This is a genomic window from Paraburkholderia lacunae (genome assembly GCF_003353175.1).
Taxonomy (GTDB): domain Bacteria; phylum Pseudomonadota; class Gammaproteobacteria; order Burkholderiales; family Burkholderiaceae; genus Paraburkholderia; species Paraburkholderia lacunae.
Map to the genome: position 1 here is coordinate 166,686 of NZ_QHKS01000014.1, position 25,277 is coordinate 191,962.

At 63.0% G+C, this 25,277-nt stretch carries 23 protein-coding genes and 1 pseudogene; 14 read left to right on the forward strand and 10 right to left on the reverse strand.

The genetic code is table 11. The annotated features are described in order from the left end of the window. The first annotated feature begins 31 nt into the window (after window positions 1-31). Window positions 32-598 (forward strand): xanthine dehydrogenase accessory protein XdhC, encoded by a 567-nt coding sequence (gene xdhC, locus DLM46_RS22305; protein ID WP_115103961.1) that lies wholly within the window; start codon window positions 32-34, stop codon window positions 596-598. A gap of 122 nt (window positions 599-720) precedes the next feature. Here the strand turns inward: xdhC and DLM46_RS39565 are convergent, their stop codons facing one another. Further along, window positions 721-1,266, reverse strand: coding sequence for a hypothetical protein (locus DLM46_RS39565; RefSeq protein WP_165848042.1), 546 nt, complete (start codon window positions 1,264-1,266; stop codon window positions 721-723). Window positions 1,267-2,170: 904 nt separating this feature from the next. On the opposite strand from DLM46_RS39565, the gene DLM46_RS39570 reads away from it, so the two are divergent. Then, window positions 2,171-2,317, forward strand: a complete 147-nt coding sequence (locus DLM46_RS39570; RefSeq protein ID WP_165848043.1) for a hypothetical protein — start codon at window positions 2,171-2,173, stop codon at window positions 2,315-2,317. 527 nt (window positions 2,318-2,844) lie between these two features. Here DLM46_RS39570 and DLM46_RS22310 read toward each other — a convergent pair. From DLM46_RS22310 to DLM46_RS22320, 3 genes are all read right to left on the reverse strand, one after another. After that, window positions 2,845-3,852, reverse strand: coding sequence for a LysR substrate-binding domain-containing protein (locus tag DLM46_RS22310; RefSeq protein WP_115103887.1), 1,008 nt, complete (start codon window positions 3,850-3,852; stop codon window positions 2,845-2,847). A 264-nt stretch (window positions 3,853-4,116) separates the two neighbouring features. Further along, the gene (locus tag DLM46_RS22315; RefSeq protein ID WP_115103889.1) at window positions 4,117-4,761 is read right to left on the reverse strand and encodes a 2-hydroxychromene-2-carboxylate isomerase; all 645 of its coding nucleotides are present in this window, start codon (window positions 4,759-4,761) and stop codon (window positions 4,117-4,119) included. Between the two features lie 183 nt (window positions 4,762-4,944). Then, window positions 4,945-6,471, reverse strand: coding sequence for a TAXI family TRAP transporter solute-binding subunit (locus DLM46_RS22320; protein WP_115103892.1), 1,527 nt, complete (start codon window positions 6,469-6,471; stop codon window positions 4,945-4,947). A 524-nt stretch (window positions 6,472-6,995) separates the two neighbouring features. On the opposite strand from DLM46_RS22320, the gene DLM46_RS22325 reads away from it, so the two are divergent. Together DLM46_RS22325 and DLM46_RS22330 are read left to right on the forward strand one after the other, a co-directional pair. Further along, complete coding sequence (locus DLM46_RS22325; RefSeq protein ID WP_115103894.1) at window positions 6,996-7,349, forward strand: BON domain-containing protein; 354 nt, start codon at window positions 6,996-6,998, stop codon at window positions 7,347-7,349. 320 nt (window positions 7,350-7,669) lie between these two features. Next, entirely contained in the window at window positions 7,670-7,918 is a 249-nt protein-coding gene (locus DLM46_RS22330) for a hypothetical protein (RefSeq protein ID WP_115103897.1), read from the forward strand. A 25-nt stretch (window positions 7,919-7,943) separates the two neighbouring features. Here the strand turns inward: DLM46_RS22330 and DLM46_RS22335 are convergent, their stop codons facing one another. Further along, window positions 7,944-8,732, reverse strand: a complete 789-nt coding sequence (locus DLM46_RS22335) for a sulfite exporter TauE/SafE family protein (protein ID WP_115103899.1) — start codon at window positions 8,730-8,732, stop codon at window positions 7,944-7,946. Window positions 8,733-8,957: 225 nt separating this feature from the next. Beyond that, window positions 8,958-9,593 carry a LysE family translocator gene (locus DLM46_RS22340; RefSeq protein WP_115103902.1) on the reverse strand — a complete coding sequence of 212 codons (636 nt, stop codon included), beginning with the start codon at window positions 9,591-9,593 and terminating at the stop codon, window positions 8,958-8,960. A gap of 300 nt (window positions 9,594-9,893) precedes the next feature. Here DLM46_RS22340 and DLM46_RS22345 point away from each other — a divergent pair, with 300 nt between their 5' ends. The 4 genes from DLM46_RS22345 (at window position 9,894) to DLM46_RS22365 (ending at window position 14,987) form a co-directional block, all read left to right on the forward strand. Next, window positions 9,894-10,793: a LysR family transcriptional regulator gene (locus DLM46_RS22345; protein ID WP_115103904.1), complete on the forward strand. Its 900-nt coding sequence runs from the start codon at window positions 9,894-9,896 to the stop codon at window positions 10,791-10,793. Between the two features lie 354 nt (window positions 10,794-11,147). Beyond that, window positions 11,148-12,116 carry a hydroxymethylglutaryl-CoA lyase gene (locus DLM46_RS22355; protein WP_115103906.1) on the forward strand — a complete coding sequence of 323 codons (969 nt, stop codon included), beginning with the start codon at window positions 11,148-11,150 and terminating at the stop codon, window positions 12,114-12,116. Beyond that, on the forward strand, window positions 12,113-13,336 hold the full coding sequence (locus DLM46_RS22360) for a CaiB/BaiF CoA transferase family protein (protein WP_115103908.1): 1,224 nt from the start codon (window positions 12,113-12,115) through the stop codon (window positions 13,334-13,336). Before DLM46_RS22355 ends, DLM46_RS22360 begins: the two co-directional genes overlap by 4 nt. Window positions 13,337-13,496: 160 nt before the next feature. After that, on the forward strand, window positions 13,497-14,987 hold the full coding sequence (locus DLM46_RS22365; RefSeq protein WP_115103910.1) for an MFS transporter: 1,491 nt from the start codon (window positions 13,497-13,499) through the stop codon (window positions 14,985-14,987). 169 nt (window positions 14,988-15,156) lie between these two features. Here the strand turns inward: DLM46_RS22365 and DLM46_RS40440 are convergent, their stop codons facing one another. Further along, window positions 15,157-15,339: a hypothetical protein gene (locus tag DLM46_RS40440; RefSeq protein WP_244306326.1), complete on the reverse strand. Its 183-nt coding sequence runs from the start codon at window positions 15,337-15,339 to the stop codon at window positions 15,157-15,159. A gap of 217 nt (window positions 15,340-15,556) precedes the next feature. Here DLM46_RS40440 and DLM46_RS39575 point away from each other — a divergent pair, with 217 nt between their 5' ends. The 3 genes and pseudogenes from DLM46_RS39575 (at window position 15,557) to DLM46_RS22385 (ending at window position 17,205) form a co-directional block, all read left to right on the forward strand. Beyond that, window positions 15,557-15,844: a hypothetical protein gene (locus DLM46_RS39575; protein WP_165848035.1), complete on the forward strand. Its 288-nt coding sequence runs from the start codon at window positions 15,557-15,559 to the stop codon at window positions 15,842-15,844. A gap of 378 nt (window positions 15,845-16,222) precedes the next feature. Continuing rightward, window positions 16,223-16,360, forward strand: a pseudogene (locus tag DLM46_RS22380) (transposase domain-containing protein); the annotation flags it as partial. A 164-nt stretch (window positions 16,361-16,524) separates the two neighbouring features. Further along, a complete protein-coding gene (locus tag DLM46_RS22385; protein ID WP_115103915.1) occupies window positions 16,525-17,205 on the forward strand; it encodes a hypothetical protein in 681 nt (226 codons plus the stop codon). A gap of 88 nt (window positions 17,206-17,293) precedes the next feature. Here the strand turns inward: DLM46_RS22385 and DLM46_RS39115 are convergent, their stop codons facing one another. Together DLM46_RS39115 and DLM46_RS22395 are read right to left on the reverse strand one after the other, a co-directional pair. Then, window positions 17,294-17,983 carry a hypothetical protein gene (locus DLM46_RS39115; protein WP_133300366.1) on the reverse strand — a complete coding sequence of 230 codons (690 nt, stop codon included), beginning with the start codon at window positions 17,981-17,983 and terminating at the stop codon, window positions 17,294-17,296. A 673-nt stretch (window positions 17,984-18,656) separates the two neighbouring features. Then, a complete protein-coding gene (locus tag DLM46_RS22395; protein WP_115103920.1) occupies window positions 18,657-19,739 on the reverse strand; it encodes a helix-turn-helix domain-containing protein in 1,083 nt (360 codons plus the stop codon). A gap of 263 nt (window positions 19,740-20,002) precedes the next feature. Here DLM46_RS22395 and DLM46_RS22400 point away from each other — a divergent pair, with 263 nt between their 5' ends. Both DLM46_RS22400 and DLM46_RS22405 read left to right on the forward strand, forming a co-directional pair. Then, complete coding sequence (locus tag DLM46_RS22400) at window positions 20,003-20,779, forward strand: SDR family NAD(P)-dependent oxidoreductase (RefSeq protein WP_115103922.1); 777 nt, start codon at window positions 20,003-20,005, stop codon at window positions 20,777-20,779. Between the two features lie 69 nt (window positions 20,780-20,848). Further along, a complete protein-coding gene (locus DLM46_RS22405; protein WP_115103925.1) occupies window positions 20,849-22,387 on the forward strand; it encodes an amino acid permease in 1,539 nt (512 codons plus the stop codon). Between the two features lie 124 nt (window positions 22,388-22,511). On the opposite strand, the gene DLM46_RS22410 is transcribed toward DLM46_RS22405, so the two are convergent. Then, window positions 22,512-24,026 (reverse strand): hypothetical protein, encoded by a 1,515-nt coding sequence (locus tag DLM46_RS22410; RefSeq protein ID WP_244306327.1) that lies wholly within the window; start codon window positions 24,024-24,026, stop codon window positions 22,512-22,514. On the opposite strand from DLM46_RS22410, the gene DLM46_RS40445 reads away from it, so the two are divergent. Beyond that, window positions 24,016-24,423, forward strand: a complete 408-nt coding sequence (locus DLM46_RS40445; protein WP_244306328.1) for a hypothetical protein — start codon at window positions 24,016-24,018, stop codon at window positions 24,421-24,423. The two genes, DLM46_RS22410 and DLM46_RS40445, sit on opposite strands and share 11 nt — an antisense overlap. Window positions 24,424-25,277 lie beyond the last annotated feature (854 nt).

Sequence of the window (25,277 nt, forward strand, 5' to 3'; positions counted from 1 at the left end):
CGATAAAATACTCAATGCAATGGTGATCGCCATGAACGACTTTTCTTCCGTTCAGATCGGCCGGCGCAGCGCCGTGCAAGCGGCGCCTGCGGCGCCGATGCACGTCGTACTGTTCGGCGCGGGCCACGTCGGCCATGCGCTCGTCACGCTGCTCGGGGGCTTGCCGTGCGTCGTCCAGTGGGTCGACGAACGCGATGAACTGTTCCCCGACGAAACCCCCGCCAACGTGCAGATCGAGGCAACCGACACACCCGACGCGATCGTCGATGCGGCGCCGTCCGGCGCGTACTTCCTCGTGATGACGCACAATCACGCGCTCGATTTCTCGCTCGCCGAGCGCATCATGCGGCGGCGCGATTTCACCTACTTCGGCATGATCGGCTCGAAGACCAAGCGCGTGAAATTCGAGCGCCGCCTGCTGGATCGCGGTGTGGATCTGGATCGGCTGGTGGAGATGACTTGCCCGATCGGCGTGGCGGGTATCGTCGACAAGGCGCCGCCGGCCATTGCGGTCGCGGTGTGCGCGGAACTGCTGCGCGTTCGCGCGCGGCAGGCGGTGGCCCAGGCGGCGACGCACAAGCTCTGCGCGAGCGTCTGAGGGGTCGGTTTGGGCAGTCGAAGCAGATAGTCGAACCAGACAGGCAAACAGAAAACGTCGGCGCGCCGACGTTGACGTTTCTTCTTGTGCGGTCCCGCAGCTAGTGAAAACTGGCCGTCTGATCAATTGGGATTACCCGTCCGGTAGTCGGCATGACCTTCGTCTCTTGCACGAAAGGGCGGCTGAAAACAAGGCGGCCGATTACCTTGACCCGCCTCCGCCGTTCCCGCCTCCGCCTCCGCCGTTCCCGCCTCCGCCGTTCCCGCCTCCGCCGTGACCGCCTGCACCCGAACCGCCTGCGCCCGAACCGCCTGCGCCGTGACCGCCTGCACCCGAACCGCCTGCACCTGCGCCTGCGCCTGCACCTGCGCCTGCACCTGCACCTGCGCCTGCACCTGCGCCTGCACCGGCACCTGCACCGGCACCTGCACCGCCCGCGCCGGCACCTGCACCGCCTGCGCCTGCACCCGAACCGCCTGCGCCGTGACCGCCTGCACCTGCACCGCCTGCGCCTGCACCGCCTGCGCCTGCACCGCCTGCGCCTGCACCGCCCGCGCCCGCACCGCCTGCGCCCGAACCGCCTGCGCCTGCACCGCCTGCGCCTGCACCGCCTGCGCCTGCACCGCCCGCGCCCGCACCGCCTGCGCCCGAACCGCCTGCGCCTGCACCGCCTGCGCCTACACCGCCTGCGCCCGAACCGCCTGCGCCCGAACCGCCTGCGCCCGAACCGCCTCCGCCGTGACCGCCTGCAGGCTGTCCTTCAGCCCGCTGCAGTGAAGGAGAATTCGGAGAAGGTGCCCCGCGGTCATCGAACGAAGCGGAAGACACGGGCGGGGCGAGCTCAGCACTGCCAATTGCAGTTCCCTGGGCAGGAGGTGACGATGATGTCACGACATGACCGGACGAAGGCGCTTGTTGCGTTGGCGATGTGGGTCGGGTGATCTCGGGCGCATGTCGCGCGATTGCTCTCACGTGCGGCGCCGAATGCCGGCGACTCTGTGTGGCGGCAAAGCTTGCTTGACCAGGCCCTCGTGTAACCGACTGCGGCGCAGCAGAATCCGGAGTAGGTTCAGCGCGGTGCTCGGACGGAGCGGAAGACACAGGCGGGGTGAGCTCAGCACTGGCAACCGCGGTTCCGCGAGCGGGAGGCGACGATGGTAGCGCGACATGACCGGACCAAGACGTGTGTTGCGCTGGCGACGTGGGTCCGATGATCCCGAGCGCCTGATCATAGTCGAACCGATCGCCATACGCGACGATACCCATGACCCCGACAGCCAATGCGCTTGCCGACGCAACCCAAAGCGCAAGGCGTCTGCCCCGCGCAGGCAGTGCGGCCTTGATGTCTGCATCCGGGCTACCTGCACCCGAATGCGCAAGCTCGGCCTGTCTGAACATTACAACACGCGTCGGATCGTTTCGTCTGATCCTTCCATTCACTACGTTCATGTGCCGTCCCCTTACGGAGTGCTCGTCGAAATGAGCCGCGGGGCCGTTCTGCGTGTTCGACCCCCTGGTTTCGCCACGGCAATGGGAGCGGTGTACCAGGTTTTCTATCGTAGGCCTTTGAGTATGAAAACGCTCGCCATCTTCCTGGCCGATCCGGACGGGTGGCCAGAGTCGCCATCCGGCGTGCTTTTCCGCGGTGACTCCACAGTTGGCGACGACACGACGCAGGTGAAGCATTCGCTGTGCCTGTCAGGCCGAACCCCCAATTGAATTGTGAGATCGTGGACATAGCATGGACATACACTATCCAACCGACGCTTGCCGACATTTGACAGGGTACGCAGCGTGAGTCCGCTTCCGGGTTTGTAACCGGATAACAACCACTTTTGCGCGATGTAGCAAACGCTCGAACGTGCTGCTAAATCACCCCGGCTTCTTCACATGGTATTTGGTCGGCAGACTTTTTCCCCGGCGCTTAGGTTGGCCGATGGCGTAAACGTGTAGTGACACCAATTCAAACACCCGCCTTGGTGGAGAACGCTTAGGTCCTAAGCCGTCGGTCGGAGAATGGCCGCTTCACCTCGGGAAGCACCGCCGCTGCATGGGTTATCCCAGAAGTCCGTTCCGGGGTCGATCTGAGCCGGACGCGACAATGGCCGTGTAGAGATAGGCAGCCCGTCGGCCGTCTCCGGCCTGGGCGCCGCAACAGACCTTCCGAACAGCGGGCCTGGCCACCCAGCGCTCATTCGCTCAGCCCTTGGGCGATCTTTTCACTTTCCGCGGCTGCACTTTTTCACTTACCTGGCACAGTTTCCACTTCCTGTGGCACCCGACACTTCCGATGTCCTCTTTTCCCGCGGCCGTTTCACGCGCCGCGTCTTTTGCGCCACCAATCCCTCCGACACTTGCGACATCAAATTCCGCAGCCAGCCGACGTCGCTCGGCCGATCCGGTTGCGGATGCCACAACTGATAGCACTTGATGCGCGGAAACGGAATCGGCACTTCGACGACCGCCAGCGGCAGCATGTTCGCGTAGTGCGTCGCGAAGCGGCGCGTGGTGGTGAAGATCAGATCCGATTGCAGCAGCGTTTGCGGCACGAGGCCGAAGTAGGGCAGCGTGGCGACGATGCGCCGCTCGGCACGGGCTCGCGCGAAGCCGATGTCGATGGCGCCGCCGCGCGCGCCGCTATAAGGCGTCGGCGCGAGATGCGGGGCAGCCAGATACGCTTCACGCGTCAACGGCGCCCGCGTGAGCGGATGATCGGCGCGCATCAGGCACACCACCGTGTCGGAGAACAGATCGCTGCGCTCGAAGCGCGGATCGGGCTTCGGCCAGTTGCCGATCACGAGATCGAGTTCGCCCGCGTCGAGCGCGGCCGAGTGATCGAGCATCGGGCTCAGCGAATCGATTTCCAGACGCGCGTGCGGCGCCGCCTCGCGAAACTGCGCGATCACGGTCGGCATGAAGAAGTCGTTCAGATAATCCGGTGCTGCCACGCGAAAGGTGCGGCGCGAGCGGCCGGGATCGAAATCGCCGTGCGGCGTGGCGACGAAATCGACCTCGCGCAGCACGCGTTGCGCGGACGCGAGCAGCGATTCGCCGTATTCGGTCGGCACCATGCCCGACTTGCCGCGCACGAGGATCGGATCGTTCAGCGTTTCGCGCAGCTTGCGTAGCGCGGTGCTGATCGCAGGCTGGGTCTGGTTCAGACGCAGCGCGGTTTGCGTGACGCTGCGCTCGACCAGCAGCGTGCGCAGCACGCGCACGAGCCAGATGTCGAGGGAGGCGGCGGTGTCGTCCATGATTCAGGCGAGGCGGAGCAAGCGGATCGGGCTCAGGTGACGCGTCGTACGGAGCCGCCCGCACGACGGTTCGCGAGCGCAGGGTCTAAGGTTGTAAAGGTTATAACCTTAGGCCCGTTTGCGGTGTGCCGGCCATAGCGGGCGCGGTATGGCCGGCATCAGCACGGTTTTTTCGGCGCCCTGATGCACGTCATCGCACGCCGTCGCCTGCCGCTGCCTACCGCGGCGTGCCCGATTCGCACGAAGCTTTCGCTTTGCCGACGTTTAGTTGTCCACGAGGCCCGACGGCAGCGAACTGACCCGCTTCACTTCCTCCGAATCGAGCCAGCCCGGCGAGCGTGCGCAATACAGCACCATGGGCAGCGCGTCTTCGCCCCAGAACAATTGATCGTTCAGACGGAAGGTCGGCACGCCATACACGCCGAGGCCGATCGCATCGGTCGTGTTGCGCTGCAATTGCGCCTTTGCCGCTTCGCTCCTGATCAACTCGGGCCCGTCCGGCTGGCCGACGCGTTCACACAGTTCGGCGAACGCTGCGTCGCTCGACGGATCGCGGCCTTCGCGCCAGATGAAACGGAAGATCTCGCGCACGAAGAGGATGTCGGCCTTCGCCGCGGTGGCGAGCAGCAGCGGCTTCATCGAGTCGAACGGATGAGCCGGCGGCATCTTGAACGGAATGCCGAGCTGCTCCGCGCGAAACAGCGCGTGCCGGTACATGAACACACGCTTGGCGGGCACGCCGTAAGCCGGCCGCTGACCCCAGTGGCGATACAGGTCGTTCAGCACGACCGGCGTGAAGGCGAAGTCGAAGCCCGGCCATTTGTCGTGTTGCTCGAGCAACAGGTAGGTGAACGGCGAGACAAAATCGTAAAACCACAGCGGTTGCGCGGCGTCGATGCCAACGGTCATGGATGTCTCCCGGATTGCCTGCTCCGAACGGTGTGCGTCTGCTGCGCGCCTCTGCTAAACCGTCGGAATTGTAATGATCTTACGCGGTGCGGCCGCTGCTTGCAGCGGTCAAATTGGCGAGGAGCCGGCGGACTGCCGTTGCCGTGCACGTCAGGCCCGGGTGGGCGCGGGCGATGCCGGCCCTCATGCAGGGCGCTCGTCCGACGACTCGTGCGCCTTGGCGCCCGCCTCGCCGCTCTCCCGCGCTTCACCTGTTTCGGCCGCGTGATTTGCCTCGTTTGCCTCGTGTGCCTCGAGTGGCGTGGGTCCATCGCCCGGTTCATCTGCTTCATCCGCTTCGCCCGGCTCGGCCGACGCGTCGCGCTGGACCTCGCGGCCATGCGTCAGCCGCTCGCGCACGAAGCCGATGTGCTCGCGCAGCACGTAGAACTGATCCGCATAAGCGAGCGGCATCTTCAGGCCGTTGACCGAGTCCTCGATTGCGTCGAGCCGTTCGATCAGCGTGGTGCGTTCGGCGGCCGAATATTCGCTGAGCGCGCTGCGTTCGATCGCGATCAGCGAGCCGTACCAGCGATAGATGCGCGACTTCACCCGCCACGCATACAGCGACGGCACGAGGCGCAGCGCCGGAATCAGCAACACGATCAGCGGCACCACGACCACCAGCAACCGGTCGGCAAGACTCGCGAGCCAGAACGGCAGGATCCGGTAGAGGAAGCCCTTGCCCGACTTGTAGTAGCGCGCGGCGTCGTCGCTGATCGGGAAATCGTGCGCGAGCGGCGCGGGGAACTCGCCGGCCCGCTGCATGATGTTCGCCTTGCCGTGCACCTCGCGCGCCGCTTCGATCAGCAGATCGGAGAGCGCGGGATGCAGCGAGTCGCGCGCCACCAGTTCGGCGGTCGGCGCCAATATGTGAATCGGCGCGGACGGCAGATTCTTGCCGAGGTCGAACGCGCCCATCGGCATCACGAGCTGCGTCAGATACGGAAAACGGCGCGTGTAGGCATCGGCCTGGGTGAAGTCGTAGAACTGTACGTTGGGCGTGCGGTAGAGCTTGCCCATCACCGCCGGCTGCGCCGAATCGCCGGCCAGGAAGGCGGCGTCGACTTTGCCGGAGATGAGCGCCTGCGCGGCCTCGTCGCCGGAGAGCGGCAGCAGTTTAGTGGCGCCGCCCGGTTCGATGCCGTTCGACTTGAGCAGCGCGAGCGCCAGTTCCCGCGTGCCGCTGCCTTCGGCGCCGACAGCCAGACGCGAGCCCTTGAATTCGGAGAGCCGCATGACCGTCGGGCCGTGATAGAAAATCGCCAGCGGTATATACGCCACGCTGCCGAGCGACGTCAGACCGTCGCTGACCGGGCCGGGCGCGACGCCGTCCTGCACGAAGCCGACATCGACGTTGGAGTTCGGGTCCGAGAGGCGCTTGAGATTCTGCAACGAGCCTTCCGACGGCAACACGTTCAAGGTGATGCGGTTGCGCGCCAGAATGGTCTTGTACTTTTGCGCGGCGGTCCAGAACGTGCTGCCTTCGGGACCGGCGCTGATCGTCAGCGTACTAGGCGGGGCGGGCTGGATCAGCCGCACGGCGACCCATATCGCCGCGACGACGACCAGCAGGATCGGGCCGAACGAGACCGCCAGATCGCGCCAGGAGATCGCGACGAAACGGGCAACGAGGCGGGGACGGCGTTTGCGGCCGGTGGAAGGCTTCATCGGATGACGTGACGGCTACGGTCGAAGGTGAACAAGGATGCGGCAACGCTTTTAGCGTAGCGCAAGTCGAGGCGCTCTCGCCATGGCCGGCTCGATGCCGGGCCGTCAGACGGCGGCGCGCGTCCGGGCCGATGGTACCTGAGTTTCTCGTGACGGCGGGATTCACTACGCATCGGCGGCGTCGGCTCCACGCCCGACGCATGACTAAACCCTTTGCGCTTCTGGCCCGGCTAGATTAAATTGTGCATCGCTGCCGCGATTAGACGTTTGCGCAGCGCGACCCGGCACGACATAGGAGAACCGGGCGCGTTGGCGGACTTCGCGGCTTGCCGGCCTTCCTGCCGCAGCGCATGCCAGTCATCGCGCGCGGCAACGGCGGCCGGCCTCTCTCGCCTCTCGCTCACCGTGTTGCAGCATAGTCGGCCGTCGCTCAGCCGCGCCTTGTCGCGCCCGGGCCCGGCCGCCGGTAGTCGTAACGAAGCCGCTTGGTAGATGCGGTCCAATGTGAAGCAAAAGGAGAAATTATGAAATCGGTCGGTTTTCTGAAGACGCTGGGTTCGGTGGTGGCGATGGTGGTGGCGTGCAACGTGTACGCTCAGGCAAGCGATGCGGAGGCAAGCGGCGCCATGGCCGCCCCGGCTGCGAGCGCCAAGACCGCCAAGAAGGCCAACAGCCAGCTCGGCCGCAAGGTGCGCGGCGCGCTCGCCAAGGCGCAAGGCATCGACGTGTCGAACATCGCGGTGCGCGCTCGCGGGGGCGCGGTTACGCTGACGGGTTCGGTGCCTGACCAGGGCCAGATCGACAAGGCGGGCGACGTCGCCAAGGGCGTCGCGGGTGTGACGTCGGTGTCGAACAAGCTGAGCGTCGAGCAGCAGTAAGCGGGTGGCACGAGGGGCAAGACGCGCAACAAGTCCGTGAGGCGCCGCGAGGCGCCCTGTGCGGCACGCTCACGGAGCGTGCGATGGGTTGCCCCCGTGCGCCATCTTGATGCATGTCAGCAAACGGGTTCCGGCAAGCGGTCGGAGCCCGTTTTTTTTCGTATTATTTTTGGCAGCGGCGATTTTTGAAACGGTGATGATGGATCGGGGCACTTCGAGGCCGCGGGCGGCACGGCAACGGACCGCCCGGTGTGCGCTATGACACACAATTGACCCGTCGTGTGGCGTACCTTGCTGCAAGGGGAACCGGAGTCAAGGCCATGGAAACCACGTTTTTGCGTTACACCGATCTGCCAATCGGCGACCGGGCGGCTTTCGAACTCGTGTGCGCTCGGCACGGCTTCGCGCCGGCGCATTTTGACATCAGCGCCTGCGCCGATCCTGACGACGCCGCGCATGAGCGCCTCGTCACGGTGCGGCGCGGCGGCTGGGCGCAGTGCTATCGCGACCAGCACGGGCAATGGGTCCGGCAGTTCGAGACCGATCTGACCTGCCGTTTCTTCAAGTAACCGGCGCGCCGCTCTGGCCCGGCGTTCAGGCCAGCACGAGGCGCACGCCGACCAGCGTCAAGGTGGCGGCGAGCAGGTTGCGCAGCAGCGCATCGGGCGCGCGCGACGACAGATAACTGCCGATTGCGATACCCGGCAGCGACCCGACCAGCAGCGACAACAGCATCGACCAGTCGACCGAACCCAGCAGCCAATGGCCGGCGCCTGCCAGCAGCGTCAGCGGCACCGCATGCGCGATGTCGGAGCCGACGATGCGCGTGGTCGGCAGCAGCGGATACAGCAGCAGAAGCACCGTCACGCCGATCGCGCCCGCTCCCACCGAAGTCAGCGAGACCAGCACGCCGAGCACCGCGCCGGTCAGCATGGTCAGCGCGAGCGTGCGGCCCTGGTTCGGCTCGCGCAAGCGCTGCGCACCGAGGGCCGCGAGCTGCGGCCGGAACACCAGCGCGACGGCTGTCACCAGCAGCGCCACGCCGAGCACGATCTGGATCAGCCGGCTCGCGCCCGGCGTGTCCATCCCGTAACGATGCAGCAGGAGCAGCGTGACGGTCGCCGCCGGCACGCTGCCGGCGGCCAGACGCAGCGTGACCTGCCAGTCGACCGAGCCTTTCAGGCCGTGCACCAGCGTGCCGGTCGCCTTGGTCGCGGCCGCGTACAGCAGATCCGTGCCGACCGCGGTGGCCGGGTGCACGTTGAACAGCAGGACGAGGATCGGCGTCATCAGCGAGCCGCCGCCGACGCCCGTCAGTCCGACCAGAAAGCCGACGAACAGGCCGGATACGGAATACAGCAGATCGATATGGGGAAAGGCCATTGAGCAGACCGCTGGCGGTCGGGTGGGTTGAGTAGGTTGGGTGGCAATGCCGGCATGTGCCTGGCTTCGATGGTCGATGGACAGGCGCGTTGTCGGCGTGGCGAAAGGCGCTATTGTCGCAAAACTGCCGCGCTTGCGTATAAAGACGTCTATCGGCGCGGCTTCAGCGGAGGTTCACGCGCGTCTTTCTCCGACGCTCCATGCCCTCTCCCCAACAGCGGCCGCTCAAAGCGCCCGGCGAACTTCGACGATGCCGAATGCCGCCAGCGTGATCCCGACGATCCGGTCGATCGCGAGCCGCAGCTTGCTGCCGATCGCGTGGCGAGCGAGCGACACCACGGTGACGAGAAAACACCACCACGCGATCGAGCCGCAAAACACGCCGCTGACCGTCGTCAGCGCGATGCCCGATGAAAAAGCGCCGCGCGGCGCCAGCGTCGTAAACAACGCGGCGAACATGATGACGGTTTGCGGGTTGGTGAGCGTGAGCAGCAGCGAACTGGCGTACGCGCGCAGCGCGCCGGCGCGGCCGATCTGCGCAAGCTTGCCGTCGCCGTTCGGCGTATCGGCGGGCGGCCTTTGCAGCAATGTGCGCAAGCCGAGGTACAGCAGAAACAGACCCGCTGCGAGATGCAAGGGCCGATCGTAGGCGAGCATGAACTGCGAAATGCCGACCAGCCCAAGTGCCGCAATCAAACCGTAGGCCGCATCGCCGCTGGCGATGCCGAAGCCGATTGCCAGCCCCGCGCGCGGACCGCCGGTCAGCGTGCGGCGGATGCACAGCATGCCCATCGGGCCGACGGGCGCCGCGATGGCGAGGCCGACGCCCGCGGCGGTGAAGAAGAGGCTGGTGGTGGACATGGCGTTTCCTGGTTGATTGCGTTGACTGGCCGTGTCTCGTGCGGCGCCGTTTGCGTGGGTCCTGGTGGTGCGGCGCTGCGCACGAGCTGTGCACGCGTTGAGCACGCCGCACGCGTGCGTCAGCATAGCCAGACCGAAAGTTTCCAGCAAGGCGGCGCGCGGAAAACCTGCGCAACGCAGCGCGCGGCGGGCGTGAATACCCTGACTTGGGTTCGGCCGCCGTTTTCCTCGGGCATAATTTTCCCCACTTCGCTTGTCCACCTCGTCTTTCCACTTCAAACACCCGAGGCGCGTCCGTTCATGTGGCAAATCGATCAGGTGACGTTGCGCCTGTTCATCGCGGTCTGCGAGGAAGGCACGATTGCGCGCGCTGCCGAGCGCGAGTTCATCGCGCCGTCCGCCGTCAGCAGGCGGCTTGCCGATCTCGAGGCGCTCGTCGAGGTCGCGTTGCTCTTGCGCAGCCAGCGCGGCGTGCGCGCGACCGCCGCAGGCGAGGCGCTACTCAGGCACGCGCGGCTGATCATGCGCGGCCACGAACGGCTGCAAGCCGAGCTCAGCGAATATGCCGCCGGTGCGCGCGGCCACGTACGGGTGCTGGCGAACGTGTCGTCGATGGTCGAGTTCTTGCCCGAAGCGTTGTCGGTGTTTCTGAAGGCCAATCCGCGGATTCGCGTGGATGTCGAAGAGCGCGTCAGTGCGGAGATCGTGCGCGGCCTGGAAGAGGGCGTCGCCGATCTCGGCATCTGCCGCGACGTGGTGCCGATGGGCAGTCTCGACGTGTTGCCGTATCGCTCCGACCACCTCGCGCTGATCGTGCCGCGCGATCACGCGCTCGCAGGCGAGACCGAAATCGGCTTCGAGCAGACGCTGGCATTCGAACATCTTGGGCTTTCATCGAATGCGTCGGTGAACGCGCTGATGCAGCGCATCGCGCTCGAAAAGGGCGGCGAGCTCAACTACCGCACCTACGTGTCGACCTTCGACGCCGCTTACCGTTTCATCCAGGCGGGCCTGGCCGTCGCGATCCTGCCGCGCGAAGCGGTGTCACGTCATGCCGCCGACGAGTACGGCCTCGCGGTGATCCCGCTGCGCGACGCGTGGGCGCAGCGACGCTTTGTGATCTGCATGCGCGACCGCCATGCGTTGACATTGACGGCGACGCATCTGCTCGATCATCTGCTGAGTACACGTACGGCCTGAGTCACGGCTTGAACTGCGGGCTGAATTACAGCCTGAACCACGGCCTGAATCACAGACTGAACCACGGCCTGAATCACGGCCTGAATCACCGCCTGAATCACCGCCTGAACCACCGCCTGAACCACCGCCTGAACCACCGCCTGAAATCCGGCCGTGATCGTCCTGCCGAATCCCCTCTGAAAAGCCCTTAAGGGTTTTCCCTCGACGACGGCGCACGCCCGTCCCGCTTGCCTCACGCGCCATCGCGAGCGGCGATGGAGTGCGTCGTCAACGCAGACTTTGCCGTGCGGCCTCGCGCGGGCACGCTGTCATCCAGTTTCACCATTTCCCGCATTCTCCGCAGGATTCAAGACCATGAGTGACAACCAGGAGCGCGTCGTCGTGACCGAAGTCGGCATGCGCGACGGCTTGCAAAGCATCGCCCGCACGATGCCCACCGAGTTCAAACGGCGCTGGATCGACGCCGCCTATGCGGCGGGCGTGCGGCATATGGAAGTCGCGTCGTTCGTGCCGCCGAAGCTGTTGCCGCAAATGGCCGACGCCGGCGAAGTGATCGCCCACGCGCTCACTTACGATGACCTGATCGTGACCGCGTTGGTGCCGAATCTGAAGGGCGCGCAACGCGCGCTCGAATCCGGCGTGCATCGGATCGTCGCGCCGATTTCGGTGAGCACCGCGCATAGCCTCGCCAATGTGCGCAAGACGCCCGCGGAGATGATCGACGCGTTCGCGGCGATGCGCGAGTTGATCGACACGGCTTCGAACGCCGGCGCGCAACGTGTCGCGTTGATCGCGGGCTTGTCGACGGTATTCGGCTGCACGCTGCAAGGCGCGGTGCCTCACGCCGACATCGCTGCGATTGCGCGCGCCGCATTGGATGCGGGCGCCGATGTGATCGCGCTCGGCGACACCACCGGCGAAGCGACGCCGCGCCAGGTCGGCGAAATCATCGAGCTGGTGCGCGGCGTGGCCGGCAACAAACTGCGCTCGCTGCATTTCCATGACACGCGCGGCCTCGGCCTTGCCAACACGCTGATCGCGCTGCAACACGGCATCCGCGAATTCGACGCGTCGCTGGCCGGCCTCGGCGGCTGTCCGCATGCGCCCGGCGCGACCGGCAACGTCAATACCGAGGACCTGGTGTTCATGCTCGACAGCATGGGCTATGACACCGGCATCGACCTCGTCCGTTTGATCGCGTCGCGTGCGGTGCTGGCCGACGCCTTACCCGGCGAACCGCTGTACGGCTACCTGGCGTGCGCCGGTTTGCCGAAGCAGTTCACCGCCACCGCTCAACTTTCCGCATCACAGGTGCTGCAATGAATCCGCTTTCGTCTTCCTCACAACCCGGTACGGGTGCGTTGCCGCTCGCGGGCATTCGCGTCGTCGAGCTGTCGCATATGGTGATGGGGCCGACCTGCGGGATGATTCTCGGCGACCTCGGCGCCGAGGTGATCAAGGTCGAGCCGCCGCGCGGCGACGGCACGCGCCGTTTGCTCGGCACCGGCGCGGGCTTTTTCCGCACCTTCAATCGCAACAAGAAGAGCATCGCGCTCGACCTCGATACCGAAGCGGGGCTGGAGGCGCTGCATAAGCTCGTCGATACCGCCGACGTGTTCGTCGAGAACTTCAAGCCCGGCCGCATGGCGAGCCTCGGTCTCGATTATGCGTCGCTGCGCGCGCGCAATCCGCGGCTTATCTACGTTTCGCACAAGGGCTTTCTCAACGGTCCCTACGAACATCGTCTCGCGCTCGACGAAGTCGTGCAGATGATGGCCGGCCTCGCCTACATGACGGGACCGGTGGGCCGTCCGCTGCGCGCCGGCAGTTCGGTCAACGACATCATGGGCGGCATGTTCGGCGCGATCGGCGTGCTCGCCGCGTTGCACGAACGGCATACGAGCGGGCGCGGCAAGGAAGTGCAGAGCGCGTTGTTCGAAAACTGCGTGCTGTTGTCCGCGCAGCACATGCAGCAGTTCGCGGCGACCGGCGTGCCCGCCGCGCCGATGCCCGAGCGCATCAGCGCATGGGCGGTCTACGACGTGTTCAAGCTCGCCAACGACGAGCAGATGTTCATCGCCGCGACCGGCGACGGCCAGTGGCGCGCGCTGTGCGCGATTCTCGGCCGCGCCGATCTGCTGGCCGACCCGCGGCTTGCGACCAACAACGATCGGGTGCTGGCGCGCGACTGGCTGCTGCGCACGCTCGGCGAAACCTTGAGCCGTTTTGAAGGCGCTGCGCTCGTGCCGCAGTTCGAGCGCGACCACATTCCGTTCGCGTCGATCACGCGGCCCGAAGAGCTATTCGACGATCCGCACCTGAACGAGAGCGGCGGCCTCGCCCGCTTGACGCTCGACGACGGCAGCGAAACCGCGATGCCGCTGCTGCCGATCTCGATGGACGGCGAACGCCTGCAACCGCGTCGGCCGATCGCGAAGATCGGCGAGCACACCGCCGAAGTGCTGCGCGGCCTGGGCTATGACGACGCGCAGATCGCGACGCTCGGCGGTGGCCTGGCTCGGACGCCGCGCGAAGCTGCCTGATTGTCGTGTGAGTTTTTAAAGCGTTGCGGATAGCCAATCAATTTCATCCGGCATCAGACTGGAATTCAGCAACCATTTTGCATGGGATCGGAGTAAGCGCTTTGCATGGGACCGGCGTAGGCGCTGAAGCGCCAACTCCGATCGACAAAGGAGACAAACGATGAAATCGTCGAATCATGTGGTGTATGCAACGGCGGCCGGCCATGCCGGTACGCTTGGCGGTTTGCCTTCCGGTAACGATGCCGACACCGTGCCCGGTGCGCAAGCGGGCGAGATCGCGCTGAACGGCGCGCGCATTTCCGCGCGGCTCGACCGTTTGCCCGCCACGCGTTCGATCTGGAAGCTGGTGATGCTGCTGAGCCTCGGCTTGTTCTTCGAACTGTATGACCTGATGTTCTCCGGCTACATTGCGCCCGGACTCGTACGCAGTGGCATTCTGACCGCGACGACGCATGGACTGTTCGGCACCAGCGGCGTGGCGAGTTTTATTGCCGCGCTGTTCGCGGGGCTGTTCATCGGTACGGCGGCGTGCGGTTTTCTCGCCGACCGTTTCGGCCGGCGGGCGATCTTCACGTGGTCGCTGCTGTGGTACACGGCGGCCAATATCATCATGGCGTTTCAGGACACCGCGCTTGGGCTGAATCTCTGGCGTTTCATCGCGGGGATCGGCATCGGTGTGGAGATCGTCACGATCGGCACGTACATCTCCGAACTCGTGCCGAAGCATGTGCGTGGCCGCGCGTCGGCATGTTCGCAGGCGGTCGGTTTTTGCGCCGTGCCGATCGTCGCGTTCCTGTCCTACCTGCTGGTGCCGCATCGCTACTTCGGACTCGACGGCTGGCGTCTGGTGGTGCTGACCGGCGTGGTCGGCGCCGTGGTGGTGTGGTGGATTCGCCTGGGGTTGCCGGAAAGTCCGCGCTGGCTCGCGCAGAAAGGGCGTATCGATGAAGCGGACGCGGTGATGACGCGTCTTGAAGCGCGCGTCGAACGCGAATATGGCAGGCCGTTGCCGGAGCCGGCGTTGCCCGAATCGGTGCGTGCGCGTGCCACGTTCCGCGATCTGCTGGTGCCGCCGTACCGCAAGCGCACGCTGATGCTGATCATCTTTCACGTGTTTCAGACGATGGGTTATTACGGCTTTGCGAACTGGATTCCGACGCTGTTGATCAAGCAGGGCATTACCGTCACGACGAGCTTGATGTACGCGAGCGTCATCGCGATTGCCGCGCCGCTGGGGCCGTTGCTCGGGTTGCTGATTGCCGACCGGTTCGAGCGCAAGACGGTGATCATTTGCATGGCGGCGGTCAACGTGGTGTGCGGCCTGCTGTTCAGCCAGGCGCGCGAGACGGTGTTGCTGGTGAGTTTGGGTGTTTGTCTTGTGCTGGCGGGCAACATCATTTCGTACAGCTATCACGCCTATCAGGCGGAGCTGTTTCCAACCAGCATCCGGGCGCGGGCGGTGGGTTTTGTCTATTCGTGGAGCCGGCTCTCGGCGATGTTTTCCGCGTTCGTGATCGCGGCGTGTTTGGGCCGCTTCGGGGTGAACGGGGTGTTCGTGTTTATTTCGGGGGCGATGGTGATCGTGATGCTGGCTATCGCTACGCTTGGGCCGAAGACCCGCGATGTCGCGCTGGAGGATATTTCCAGATAGCTTTTGCTGATGCCCATATAAGGACGGACTAGCTACGATATACCTCTGGCATTTCTCAAAAGTTATTTTTGCCTCTTTCGATGGTCCACAGTCGTTACAACCTGGAAACATTATAAAAAAGCCCCTCGGTCAGAGGGGGGGCATTCAGTGCGGTTGGAGTCAGCGTGTTCTAGTCTGTCGGGTCGTACTGGTGATAGCCCAGATAGTTGTTTGTATCCTCAACCTTGATGATTTTCCAAAGTCCCTGCTGTTCCTGCCGCACGAACACAACGAGATTCTTTTTTTCCTTTGTGCCAAACGTCACTGCTATAAACGCCACCCCGTCAAGCATGACGGTAGGGTGCAAGGTCATGTGGTTAAGCCAGTCCTTTTCATCAAGGTCCTGGACCCTCGTGAAATAGTCGCTTCCCCCGGTAACCGGTTATGTTTGTAGTCGTCCCGCAAATTATCTACCGTCGGCTTTGCGACGTAGCGATAGATGGCGTTATCCGTCAACTGGTAAGGCCCGCCCTCCCTTTCAAGATACCATGTGTAAAACGCCCTGACGGTGGCCTCGGGAGTGCCTGACCTTGCTGCTGTTGCAGGCTGCATCACGCCTGAAGCGAGAGCCAACGCGACGTATATCAGTAGAAGGTATTTTTTCATCAGTCATGCCGATAAATTTTGTAAGGCGGCTGGGCGCTTCTATATGCCGGTCCGGGGTAAAAGCCATGCATCTGTTTAAAATCAGATATCCAGATTTGTCCATCAAACATCGTCATGTGTCCGTCTGGGTGACCCGGAATTGGCTGGATCACGACCACATCGCCGCGCTGCGGATTACCGTGTACTTCGTGAAAGCCAACGCAAATGAGTGATGAACCGTCGTTTCTCGCTGACCCGGTTCGCATAAGGTGGAGACCACCCCACTCAATGGCGCGGCGCGTATATTCCGCGCACCTGCCTATGCTCGTTGGCTGCGCGTGCGATTGAAGGTAATGTACTGCGCCAACTTTGTCCCATGCCATTTTTTATTCAACTCCCGTAAAAAAGAGGAGCTTGACACTTACCGCTATCCATAAAAGAAGTCTATTTTTGGGATGGATGTTTGACAAAAAATTACACCGTGCTGGCGACTGTGGTTGCCTCTGCGGCATGCTGCCGGGACTAAAAACGAATCAGGGGACAGGCATGAACAGGAAACTCAGCGTCGGCGGATTTTGGGTAAGCGTTGCTTGAGCACCGTCTAGACCGATGGCACCGCAACACTCAACGGCATCGATCCTGAGGCGTATCTGCGCCTCGTGCTCGCACGCATCGCCGACCATGCGACCGACCGAATCGACGAACTCGCACCGTGGGTCGTCGCCGCTCAGCTCTGCACCGCAGTCTGAAGATCACAATCTCCCGTCAAGACGCTGCAGGTGTCACGCTTACGGCACACCGTAGGAAACGGTTGGGAAACGATTGCCTCGTAGCCTAGCGGGAGGACAAAGCCGGGCTCGCCAGCAGGCTCTGACGGCGGCTCTCCGCGAACGAGTGGCAAACGGGAGGTTTCATGTACACCAAGGCCAACGCCAACATCATGAAAAATTGGGTTCGGGATTTTTTCGACGGCCCTGAGCATTCGGGCATGAAGTCGGATAACAAGCGATACGACGCGCCCCCGGTCGAGGGCGTTACGTTGAAGGAAGGGCAGGCGGAGAGGAGGAATACCAATCAACCGCTTGCCGCCACGATACGCCAGACGATTCATGGCAAGAAGCAGGCCATAGTGGAGCTCACAGGGAAAGCGCCCACTCCGGCTGAGATGGGTGCGATGATTAAGAAGCACCAGCTCCGAGGCGGCAATTGCGCCGAAATGACATGGCTTCTCTGTTTCGCCTTTAAAAGCAGGAGCTTAAACATATGGATTGCCATCATCGATGATCCTGGAGACCACCAGTTCTGCATCCTGATGAAGAACAAACCTGGCTTCGGTTCGATCAAGACAATGGACTACTCGGGTGACGACCAGTGGATCATCGATCCGTGGGCAAACATCGTCTGCAAGCCGGCTGAATTCTTTACCGCCTTTGGCGACAAGATGAAAAAGTGGACCGACCGTGGCAAACGGATTGGTGTTCCAAATAGCACCAGGACCGGGTACGTTTGGACGCCCGGCACGGATGCAAAGTACTTCAAGGACAACACCGAATCCGGCTTGCTGTACCGGAAAGGGTGGGACTTCCCGACCTGATTACAAGCCGCAAACTCTCCATGATCAACAGGCTGCGACCGGGTGCCCCCGGCGCATCCGCCGAGGGTGACAGATCGATATTTCCCGTTCAGCTGGTCGCGCCGATTATGCCTTTATGCAGGTATTCCCGCATGAATTGATCATCGCCGGCTTTTTTACTGGTAAATCTCAACACGAAAAACTCCCACTTGTCGCCGGAACGTTTGCCGAACGTGGTCGCGGATATCTTGGCAGGAGCCGAGCCTCCACCACCGTCAGACATGTAGTTCGAAGGTGCGATGCTCATCGTTTTCGAACTGCCAAGTGTGGAGAAAGTGGTCGCGATCTGTTCGTCTTGCTGCCTGCGCTGTTCGTCGCGACCGCCTTGGCCGGCGCTTGCCGCATTGGCATGCACGGCCAGGCACACACCGTCAGCAGTGACGGAGCCAGCGCCGAACGTGCACCCGTCCATTGCGGCGGTAAACATCCACTCGGCGCTCTTGTGCAGAACGCCGCCGCACGTTTTGTTTTGCATATAGGGCAAGTAGTACGCGCGCAGGGGGAAGTGGTCTTTGTCACCAGCTCTGACTAGCGCGAAGACGCCGCCTGTCGTTGAACTCGCGTTGGGAACTTTTTTCACGGTGACAGGAATGACAGGCGCTGGCCTGATAACGAAAGCTTCGCCGCCGACATTTGGAAGCAGATATTCTTGGCGAAGCACGCTTATGTTTGGATAAACCACGTTATTCGAAAGAAAATCGTACGGATCATGCTGGAAGTCTTCCTGAGGGGTGCTCATAGTCGAAGTTTGTCCATGGAGCGTGCGTGAAGAAACCGGCCCAAAACATGTGACAACCGGCCAGACCGGGTCGATGAGGATTTAGCCCGTTTCCGTACGCGGGCACCTTCGACGAAATGATTTCGCAGGCGCGTTCCCGAGCCGTTTCCGTAATCTATTTGTCGCCTTCACCCAGCAGCGCTTACCGTTGAAGGCCGTCTTGAGCTAATTGTTAGATAAGCGTGGCACCAGCAACGTCTTGACTGGAGATTGTGATCTTCAGACTGCGGTGCGGAGTTGATCGGCAACGACCCACGGTGCGAGTTCGTCGATGCGGTTGATCGCATGGTCGGCGATGCGTGCGAGCACGTAGCGCAGTCCCTGAATAGCCCGGACGGCCTCGTGCGACGGAGCCTCGAAGCGGAAATGGTGTTGTGAGATTTGCAGGAACCTCGCACGTTAGCGCGAGAATCCTGCATTTTTCGACGAGGTGCAGATGAGTCCGAAGACGCCTGTGCCGGAACAAGATTGCTTCCGGCATCCGCTGCGAGAATTGTTCAGGGCGGGCTTGCCGTTCTAATGCTTCTTTTGGGTCGTTGCGGACGTGCTCGGCATGACGCGGATCGGCGGTGCGCCGGAGGGCGAAGTGGCTGGTTTGGGTTTCTTTTCCTGTTTGGGTTTTTTCGCTTCGCGGTTACTGCGGAGTTGACCTTTTGCCATGATGGACTCCCAATTGGCTTTGTGGCTCCGCGAGGGAGCTGACAGTAGTGTGCGCTGCTTTTGTTTTTAGTGGTTGAGTTTTTTGCGCGTGGCTACGCCGCCAGGTCTCGCTGGGCAGCTCCGCAAACTGCCCCCTGTACTCGCTGGAAAAATTCCCGAAATGCCAGAACCCCCACCGCGTAGCGACTTCGGTCACTGAAGCGGACCCCCGCAATTCACGTCTCACATGGTCGAGCCGAACGGCTCGTATATAGGCAGAAGGATTCACCCCAAGGGTGTCCTCAAAAGCATATTGCAAGGTGCGCCGGCTCGCGCGAAACCGCGCACAGAGCTCCGCCACGGACAGCGGGCAATCAGGCGACCCCTCGACCAGTTCGCGAACACTTCGCACGAGCTGCCAGTTCCTCGCGGTACGCGCCTCGATATGTCCATGAGGATCGGCACTCTGTATCCCCTGCAACGCGTCGGCCAGGCCGAATATCACCGATTTCTCAAACGCCGCGGCCACGCCCGCGTCATCGAGCAAAGTGGGCGTGGCGGCTACCGCGTCGAGCAATAGCTTCAAGACCTCGCGAAGGCTCTGCAATCGCGCAGGATCGACATTCAGCATGCCGGGCCTCGCGCCCAGCAGCGGCGTAATCTCATCGAGCTGCGATCGCACCGGCCGATCGCCGATCGCGCCGGGCTCGATCTCCAGATTCACCACGACGTGCTTGTCGGGCGATAAAAACTCGAAGCCACCCTCGCCGGAAAACACGTGCAAGCCGTCGCGATGACTGGTCTGCCCGCATAGCAGCGCATGTCCCTCGAGTTGAAACGGAACGCCGACAGCCAGCCTCGACGCTGCCACCTGGCCGCGTTGATACACCGTGCGGTTCAGCCGCTCGACCAGCACGCGTACGCCGCCGGCCAGAAAAGAACTCACCGAGCCGTCGAAGGCGCCGCGAGAAATCTGGCAATAGCTCTGGTTCCATGCGTCGAGCAACATCGCCTGCTCGTCGATGTTCCGGCAACGGCGAATCTCGACGGCGCTGCCTCTCTGGTAGACCGGTTGCATAGCTTCTCCCGATTCTGGTGGCGCTCCCCGAAACGCTCGTGCCGCCCAGTGTATGCGAAAAAAAACCCCGCGCCGGAATTGTGAAAGAGGCGCTCACCGTGGCCGGGACCGCGTGCAGACGCGGTGGCCACGTGGTTCCGTAATGTGTTTGTCAGCCAGGCGGCTTTTTACGGGATTTTTACTTTTTGCCAATTTTGGATAGTCGCCGCTTTTTGCTGCTCCTACTTTGTGCTCAACGCAATGCGCCAGAATGGGAGTCACGCATGAGCAGACCGGCAGGCAGGCTGGAGGGCAAGATCGCCATCGTCTCGGGCGGCGCAACGGGCGCAGGCGGCGCGGCGTCGCTGCTGTTCGCACAGGAGGGCGCGCAGGTCGCCGTCGTCGATATCAATACCGATGCGGGCGAGGAAGTGGTGACGCGGATTCGCGCCGCAGGCGGCACGGCCGAACTGTTCGCCGCCGACGTGTCGAAGCGCGCCGCCGTGGATGCGGCGGTGGAGCACATCGTCGCGCGTTTCGGGCGCGTCGATGTGCTGTTCAATCACGCCGGCAGCATCGTCGTGAAGCCGTTCGTCGATACCACCGACGAAGACTACGACTGGCTGATGAACGTCAACGTGAAGAGCATGTTCATGATGACGCGCGCCGTGCTGCCGCACATGCTGGCCGCGGGCCGCGGTTCGATTGTCTGCACGGCGTCGATCTCGTCGGTCGCGGCGACGCCGCTCGAAGTGCTGTACTGCACAACCAAAGGCGCATGCGCGATGTTCGCGCGCGCGATCGCCGTCGAGTATCGCGATCGCGGAATCCGCTGCAACGCGGTATGCCCCGGTTTTATCGATACGCCGCACGGCCGCCGCGAAATCAGCGCACTGGCGAAATACGGTTTCGATGCGAGCGAGGCTGCCTTGTCGGTGCAGCAGGGTCGCCTGTGCGCGCCGGAAGAGGTCGCGCGCGCCGCGCTCTTTCTCGCCAGCGACGACGCCAGCTTCGTCAACGGCGCGCATCTGTATGTCGATAACTGCTTCACGGCCGCGTGAGCCGGTTTCCCGTCGCGCGGTCACGCCTCTTTCGCCGCATCGGCATCACCCTGTTCAAAGGATCGCGTTATGGACATCAACACGGTCGTGCCGTCGGCGGAGTCCGCCGACAACGACGTCAAGCTGCTGCACAAGATGGGCTACGCGCAGGAACTGTCCCGACGCATGGGGGCGTTCTCGAACTTCGCGGTGTCGTTCTCGCTGATCTGCATTCTGTCGGGCGGCATCACGTCGTTCCAGATGGGGCTGTCGGCGGCGGGCGGGGCGTCGATCGGACTCGGCTGGCCGCTCGGCTCGCTGTTCGCGCTGGTGGTGGCCGCGGCAATGGCGCAGATCGCATCGTCGTATCCGACTGCCGGCGGTCTCTATCACTGGAGCTCGATTCTGGGCGGCAAGACGTGGGGCTGGCTCACCGCGTGGCTGAATCTGCTCGGGCTCGTATTCGTGGTCGCCGCGATCAATTACGGCACCTATGATCCGTTCTTCCGCACCTTGATCGCGCCGATGTTCGGCGTGAAGCCCGAGGCGCTCGGCTGGTGGCATCAGACGATCTTTCTGACCGTCATTACCGCTTCGCAGGCCTTCCTCAATCATCGCGGCATTCGCATCACCAGCAAGATCACCGACCTGTCGGGCTATCTGATCTTCGTGGTGACGGTCATGCTGGTGGTGGCGCTGTTCGCGTATTCGCCGGTCAAGATCGATCTGTCGCGGCTTTATACGTTCACCAATTTCACGGGCGTCGACGGCGGCGCGTGGCCGAAGCAGACCATCGCCATGGCGTTTCTCTCCGGCCTGCTGCTGACCGCCTATACGATCACCGGCTTCGATGCGTCCGCGCATACGTCCGAGGAGACGCATGAGGCGGCGCGCAACGTGCCGCGCGGCATCGTCGGTTCGGTGTTCTGGTCGACCATTTTCGGCTACGTGATGGTGTGCGCGTTCGTGCTGGTGATGCCGGACATCGGCGCCGCAGTGAAGCAGGGCACGGGCTTCTTCGAAGCGATTCTTGCGCCGATTCCGGGACCGCTGCGCATCGTGATCGAATTGCTGATGTTCTTCATCAACTACGTGTGCGGTCTTGCAGCGGTGACCTCGACCTCGCGAATGATGTTCGCGTTTGCTCGCGACGGCGGCCTGCCTGCTTCGAAGTGGCTGCGCAAGGTGAACGCGGCACATCGTACGCCGGGCGTGGCGATCTGGACCTCGGCGGTGCTGGCGATCGTGGTGACGCTGTACGGCGATGCCTTTACAGTGCTGAGCGCGGGTAGTGCGGTGTTCCTCTTCATCTCCTATGCGATGCCGATCGCCGCGGGAGTTTTCGCGGAAGGCCGCACGTGGAACGAGAAGGGCCCATTCCAGCTGGGCATGCTGTCGAAGCCGTTCGCGGTGGCGGCGGTGATCGGTGCGCTGGTGCTGGCGTATGTCGGCATGCAGCCGCCGAACGAGAAAGTGGTCTACGTGCTCGCCGGTTTGCTCGTGGTGTTGCTGGCGATCTGGTATGGCGCGGGCGTGCGCAAGAGCTTTGCGGGGCCGCCGATCGGCGGGCTGTCGAAGGAGCGCGAACGCGAATTGAGCGGGATGGAGGGGCGGCTGGGGGAAGGTTGAACCTGCTTGCGCCTGCTCGAGCCCGCTTCCGCCTGCTCGAACCCTGCATGTATTGACAATGACATCAGCCGGCCATCGGGCCGGCTGACGTTTTATTTCGCCTTCCTTAATTCAGCCTCAGTATTTAGCTGCCGGCATAACCCGCCGGAACGGTCGCGTTGGCCTTGGCGACCGACGCGTTGTTCGACACCACGTACAGCGGCGCTTCCGTCAGCGTGAGCGTCAGCGTACCGTTGCTGTAATTCGCGCTCGACGCATTGCCCATCATGTCGATCACCTGCACTGTGCCGCTCGTGCCGGGCGCATCGACCGTGAGGCTGTACGGCACGCTATAGGTCGAACTGAACCCGGCGCTCGCGTTCCACACGTTGTTGCTATGCGCCCACAACGCGGTGATCACCGCGCCGTTGCCCACCTGCTGGAATGCGTAGGCGTAGACCCCGGTCGGCGTGCCGTTCACCGGCCCCAGCGTGTTGGTGCCGTCGAGCGCGCGCGTCATCGCGCCGATCGCCATCGCAACCGGCTTCGGACTAATGTTGGTCGCGCCGAATGCGCCTTGCGCATCGTTCAGATCGAAGAACGTGCCGTAGCCGACTTCGTTCGGATAGTCCGCGCCATAGAACACATAGGTCTGATCGGCACCTTCGCCGAGCGTGATGATGTGCATGCGCGCCGCCACCGCGGCTTGCGCGTACAACACGTTCGCGCTCGGATAGTTCGGACCGTACGAGCTGCCGAGGTCGTAACTGATGCCGGCCTCGGTCGAGAACAGCTTCATGCCGGAACGGTAATCGGTGGCCATTTCGGCGCGCAGGTTGCGCATCTGACCGCGCAACGAGCCGCTGGCGGTGGACGGGTCGCTATCGTAGCGCTCCGGCGGATGCGAAGGCGAGGTGCCCGCGTCGTAGTAACCGTGCGTCGCCACGCCGTCGATGTATTTGCCGAAACCGAGCGGCGCGAGGCGCTTCAGACGCGTCGTGGTCAGACTCGGGAACGCATCGGCCGGGCCCATCACCACCGCGTGCGGATCGGTCGAATGAATGCCTTGATAGACGGACTGATACAGCGCGATGAAGTTGGCGTCCGTGTCGGTCCACATCTGGTTCGGCTCCCACGTCACCTGATAATAATTGGCCGACTGCTGCGGGAAATAAGTGGTGCGAATCGCATTCGATTCCGTGCCCACCCGGCTCATGTAGTTCTGGTAGTACGAAAGGTCCTTCGGCACGCCGGTGTCGTCCTGGAACGCGCCGGTGTTGCTCGCCCAGGCGGGAATTCCGTCCAGACGGATCAAGCGCATTACGTTGCCGGACTTGTAGAACGGATCGAGCGTGCTGGTCGACGGGTTGAACGTGTTCGCTGCGTTCGGCTCCATCGTCGAGAGCTGCCGATCGTCGATGGTCGAGCCGATGCCGAGAGCGGCAAGCAGCGAGCCGTTGTCGTTCGCGCCTTGCATGCCGAAGCGATGCTGTTCCTGATGCGCATAGCTGACGGCAGGAACCACGCCGGAGAGATTGGGCATCACCCCGAAAGTCGCGATGCCGACCGGACGCGTGCCGGCTTGCGGCAACTGGCCGCCGTTCTGGGCGAGCGTGCCCGACGCCGCGAAATAACCGGCGAGCGTCGAAGTGCAATTCAACGTAATGGTCTTCGAGCCGCTCGGCACGGCGGTGCTGCCGCTCGCCGCAACCCTGCCGACGGTGTCCGTGATGGACCAGTTCAACGTGTCCGCGGACGGGGCGTTGGTCGTGAAGGCTAGCTGGAAGGTGCTGCCTGAGGCAAAGATGCGCGTGCCGTCGGCACTCGGCGTATCGGCTGAGATGACCGCGCTGCCGGAGCCCGCCGAAATGGCCGGCGCAGCGCAGCCGAACGTTGCGTTGGGGTTGGCGGACAGGGCCGAGGAAGACGAGTTGCCGTTTGCACCTGCGGCGCTGTTGGCCTGGGTTGCTGCACTGCCGCCGCCGCCACCGCCGCAACCTGCTAGTGCTAATGAGAGTGTCGAGAGTAGGAGTAGATGCGATTTCATCAAACTGTAAGCGATTCGCTATCGGATGTTGGTCTGTCTGCCGCGCGCGAGGCGCGCCGCGAAACGGACTACATGGGGTTCAGTTGCAAGCGAGCCGATGACCGGGATTCCGGCATCGGCCATCCTGTGTGCGCAGCCTTGCGGCTGCGCGAAATGTGACGCCTTCCCGGGTAGTGGGTCCCGAAGAACTTTGCCGCTGGAGAACTTTGGGCAGACAAATCACGGGCCACCGTGATGGTCAGCCCGCAGATATCGAACCGCGTGGGACTCGCGATGAAAGAGAGCTTTCGTGGGAAGAATCGAGTGCAACCATACTCATTAGTATGCTTAAAAGACGTAACGAGCTGTAACGTATGAACATTGCTGCATGAAATTGATAAGTCGTACGAAAGCTGTAAACGTATGGCGATTTGCATCGATATTGGGCATGCGAATTGGGGTCGAAAAATCAATGGGCGGCATGCCTGCTATGGAGGACAGTTGGCTGTGAAATGGGCGTTAGCCCTCATTTCACAGCGGATCACGCCTGGGGGTTGGCGTAATAGTGCTGGTGCTTCGGTGTAACGTTTCTTCGCGATGGTGACTTCGCAGCGGAACTGTCGCTGTTCTATGGAGACGATGTCGCGTCCCCCGAGCAAAGGGCGCGGCAATAAAAGGACGATGGGATGTCGGTACTTCTTCGGGCTGGTGCGTTTGCCGGACCGGCATGTCCATCCGCTGCGTAGAGAATGCGGTTATCCCCCTAGCAGGCTGTTGAAAAGCGCCCCGTCACGATGACCGAAGCAGTGCTCACGAGGTCTGCGCATGCGATTTGCTGCTGAATTGCGGGTTCGCCGGGTGGTTTTTGCAGGCAATGCGCATGCG

Bases quoted from the DNA above. Each gene is read 5' to 3' on its own strand.
- DLM46_RS22335 (WP_115103899.1), bottom strand. From the start codon at position 8,732: ATGGCCTTTCCCCATATCGATCTGCTGTATTCCGTATCCGGCCTGTTC.
- DLM46_RS39115 (WP_133300366.1), bottom strand. From the start codon at position 17,983: ATGAGCACCCCTCAGGAAGACTTCCAGCATGATCCGTACGATTTTCTT.
- DLM46_RS39570 (WP_165848043.1), top strand. From the start codon at position 2,171: ATGAAAACGCTCGCCATCTTCCTGGCCGATCCGGACGGGTGGCCAGAG.
- DLM46_RS22345 (WP_115103904.1), top strand. From the start codon at position 9,894: ATGTGGCAAATCGATCAGGTGACGTTGCGCCTGTTCATCGCGGTCTGC.
- DLM46_RS22405 (WP_115103925.1), top strand. From the start codon at position 20,849: ATGGACATCAACACGGTCGTGCCGTCGGCGGAGTCCGCCGACAACGAC.
- DLM46_RS40440 (WP_244306326.1), bottom strand. From the start codon at position 15,339: ATGACCTTGCACCCTACCGTCATGCTTGACGGGGTGGCGTTTATAGCA.
- DLM46_RS22315 (WP_115103889.1), bottom strand. From the start codon at position 4,761: ATGACCGTTGGCATCGACGCCGCGCAACCGCTGTGGTTTTACGATTTT.
- DLM46_RS22325 (WP_115103894.1), top strand. From the start codon at position 6,996: ATGAAATCGGTCGGTTTTCTGAAGACGCTGGGTTCGGTGGTGGCGATG.
- DLM46_RS22365 (WP_115103910.1), top strand. From the start codon at position 13,497: ATGAAATCGTCGAATCATGTGGTGTATGCAACGGCGGCCGGCCATGCC.
- DLM46_RS22340 (WP_115103902.1), bottom strand. From the start codon at position 9,593: ATGTCCACCACCAGCCTCTTCTTCACCGCCGCGGGCGTCGGCCTCGCC.
- xdhC (WP_115103961.1), top strand. From the start codon at position 32: ATGAACGACTTTTCTTCCGTTCAGATCGGCCGGCGCAGCGCCGTGCAA.
- DLM46_RS22330 (WP_115103897.1), top strand. From the start codon at position 7,670: ATGGAAACCACGTTTTTGCGTTACACCGATCTGCCAATCGGCGACCGG.
- DLM46_RS22320 (WP_115103892.1), bottom strand. From the start codon at position 6,471: ATGAAGCCTTCCACCGGCCGCAAACGCCGTCCCCGCCTCGTTGCCCGT.
- DLM46_RS22385 (WP_115103915.1), top strand. From the start codon at position 16,525: ATGTACACCAAGGCCAACGCCAACATCATGAAAAATTGGGTTCGGGAT.
- DLM46_RS22400 (WP_115103922.1), top strand. From the start codon at position 20,003: ATGAGCAGACCGGCAGGCAGGCTGGAGGGCAAGATCGCCATCGTCTCG.
- DLM46_RS22360 (WP_115103908.1), top strand. From the start codon at position 12,113: ATGAATCCGCTTTCGTCTTCCTCACAACCCGGTACGGGTGCGTTGCCG.
- DLM46_RS22395 (WP_115103920.1), bottom strand. From the start codon at position 19,739: ATGCAACCGGTCTACCAGAGAGGCAGCGCCGTCGAGATTCGCCGTTGC.
- DLM46_RS22355 (WP_115103906.1), top strand. From the start codon at position 11,148: ATGAGTGACAACCAGGAGCGCGTCGTCGTGACCGAAGTCGGCATGCGC.
- DLM46_RS22310 (WP_115103887.1), bottom strand. From the start codon at position 3,852: ATGGACGACACCGCCGCCTCCCTCGACATCTGGCTCGTGCGCGTGCTG.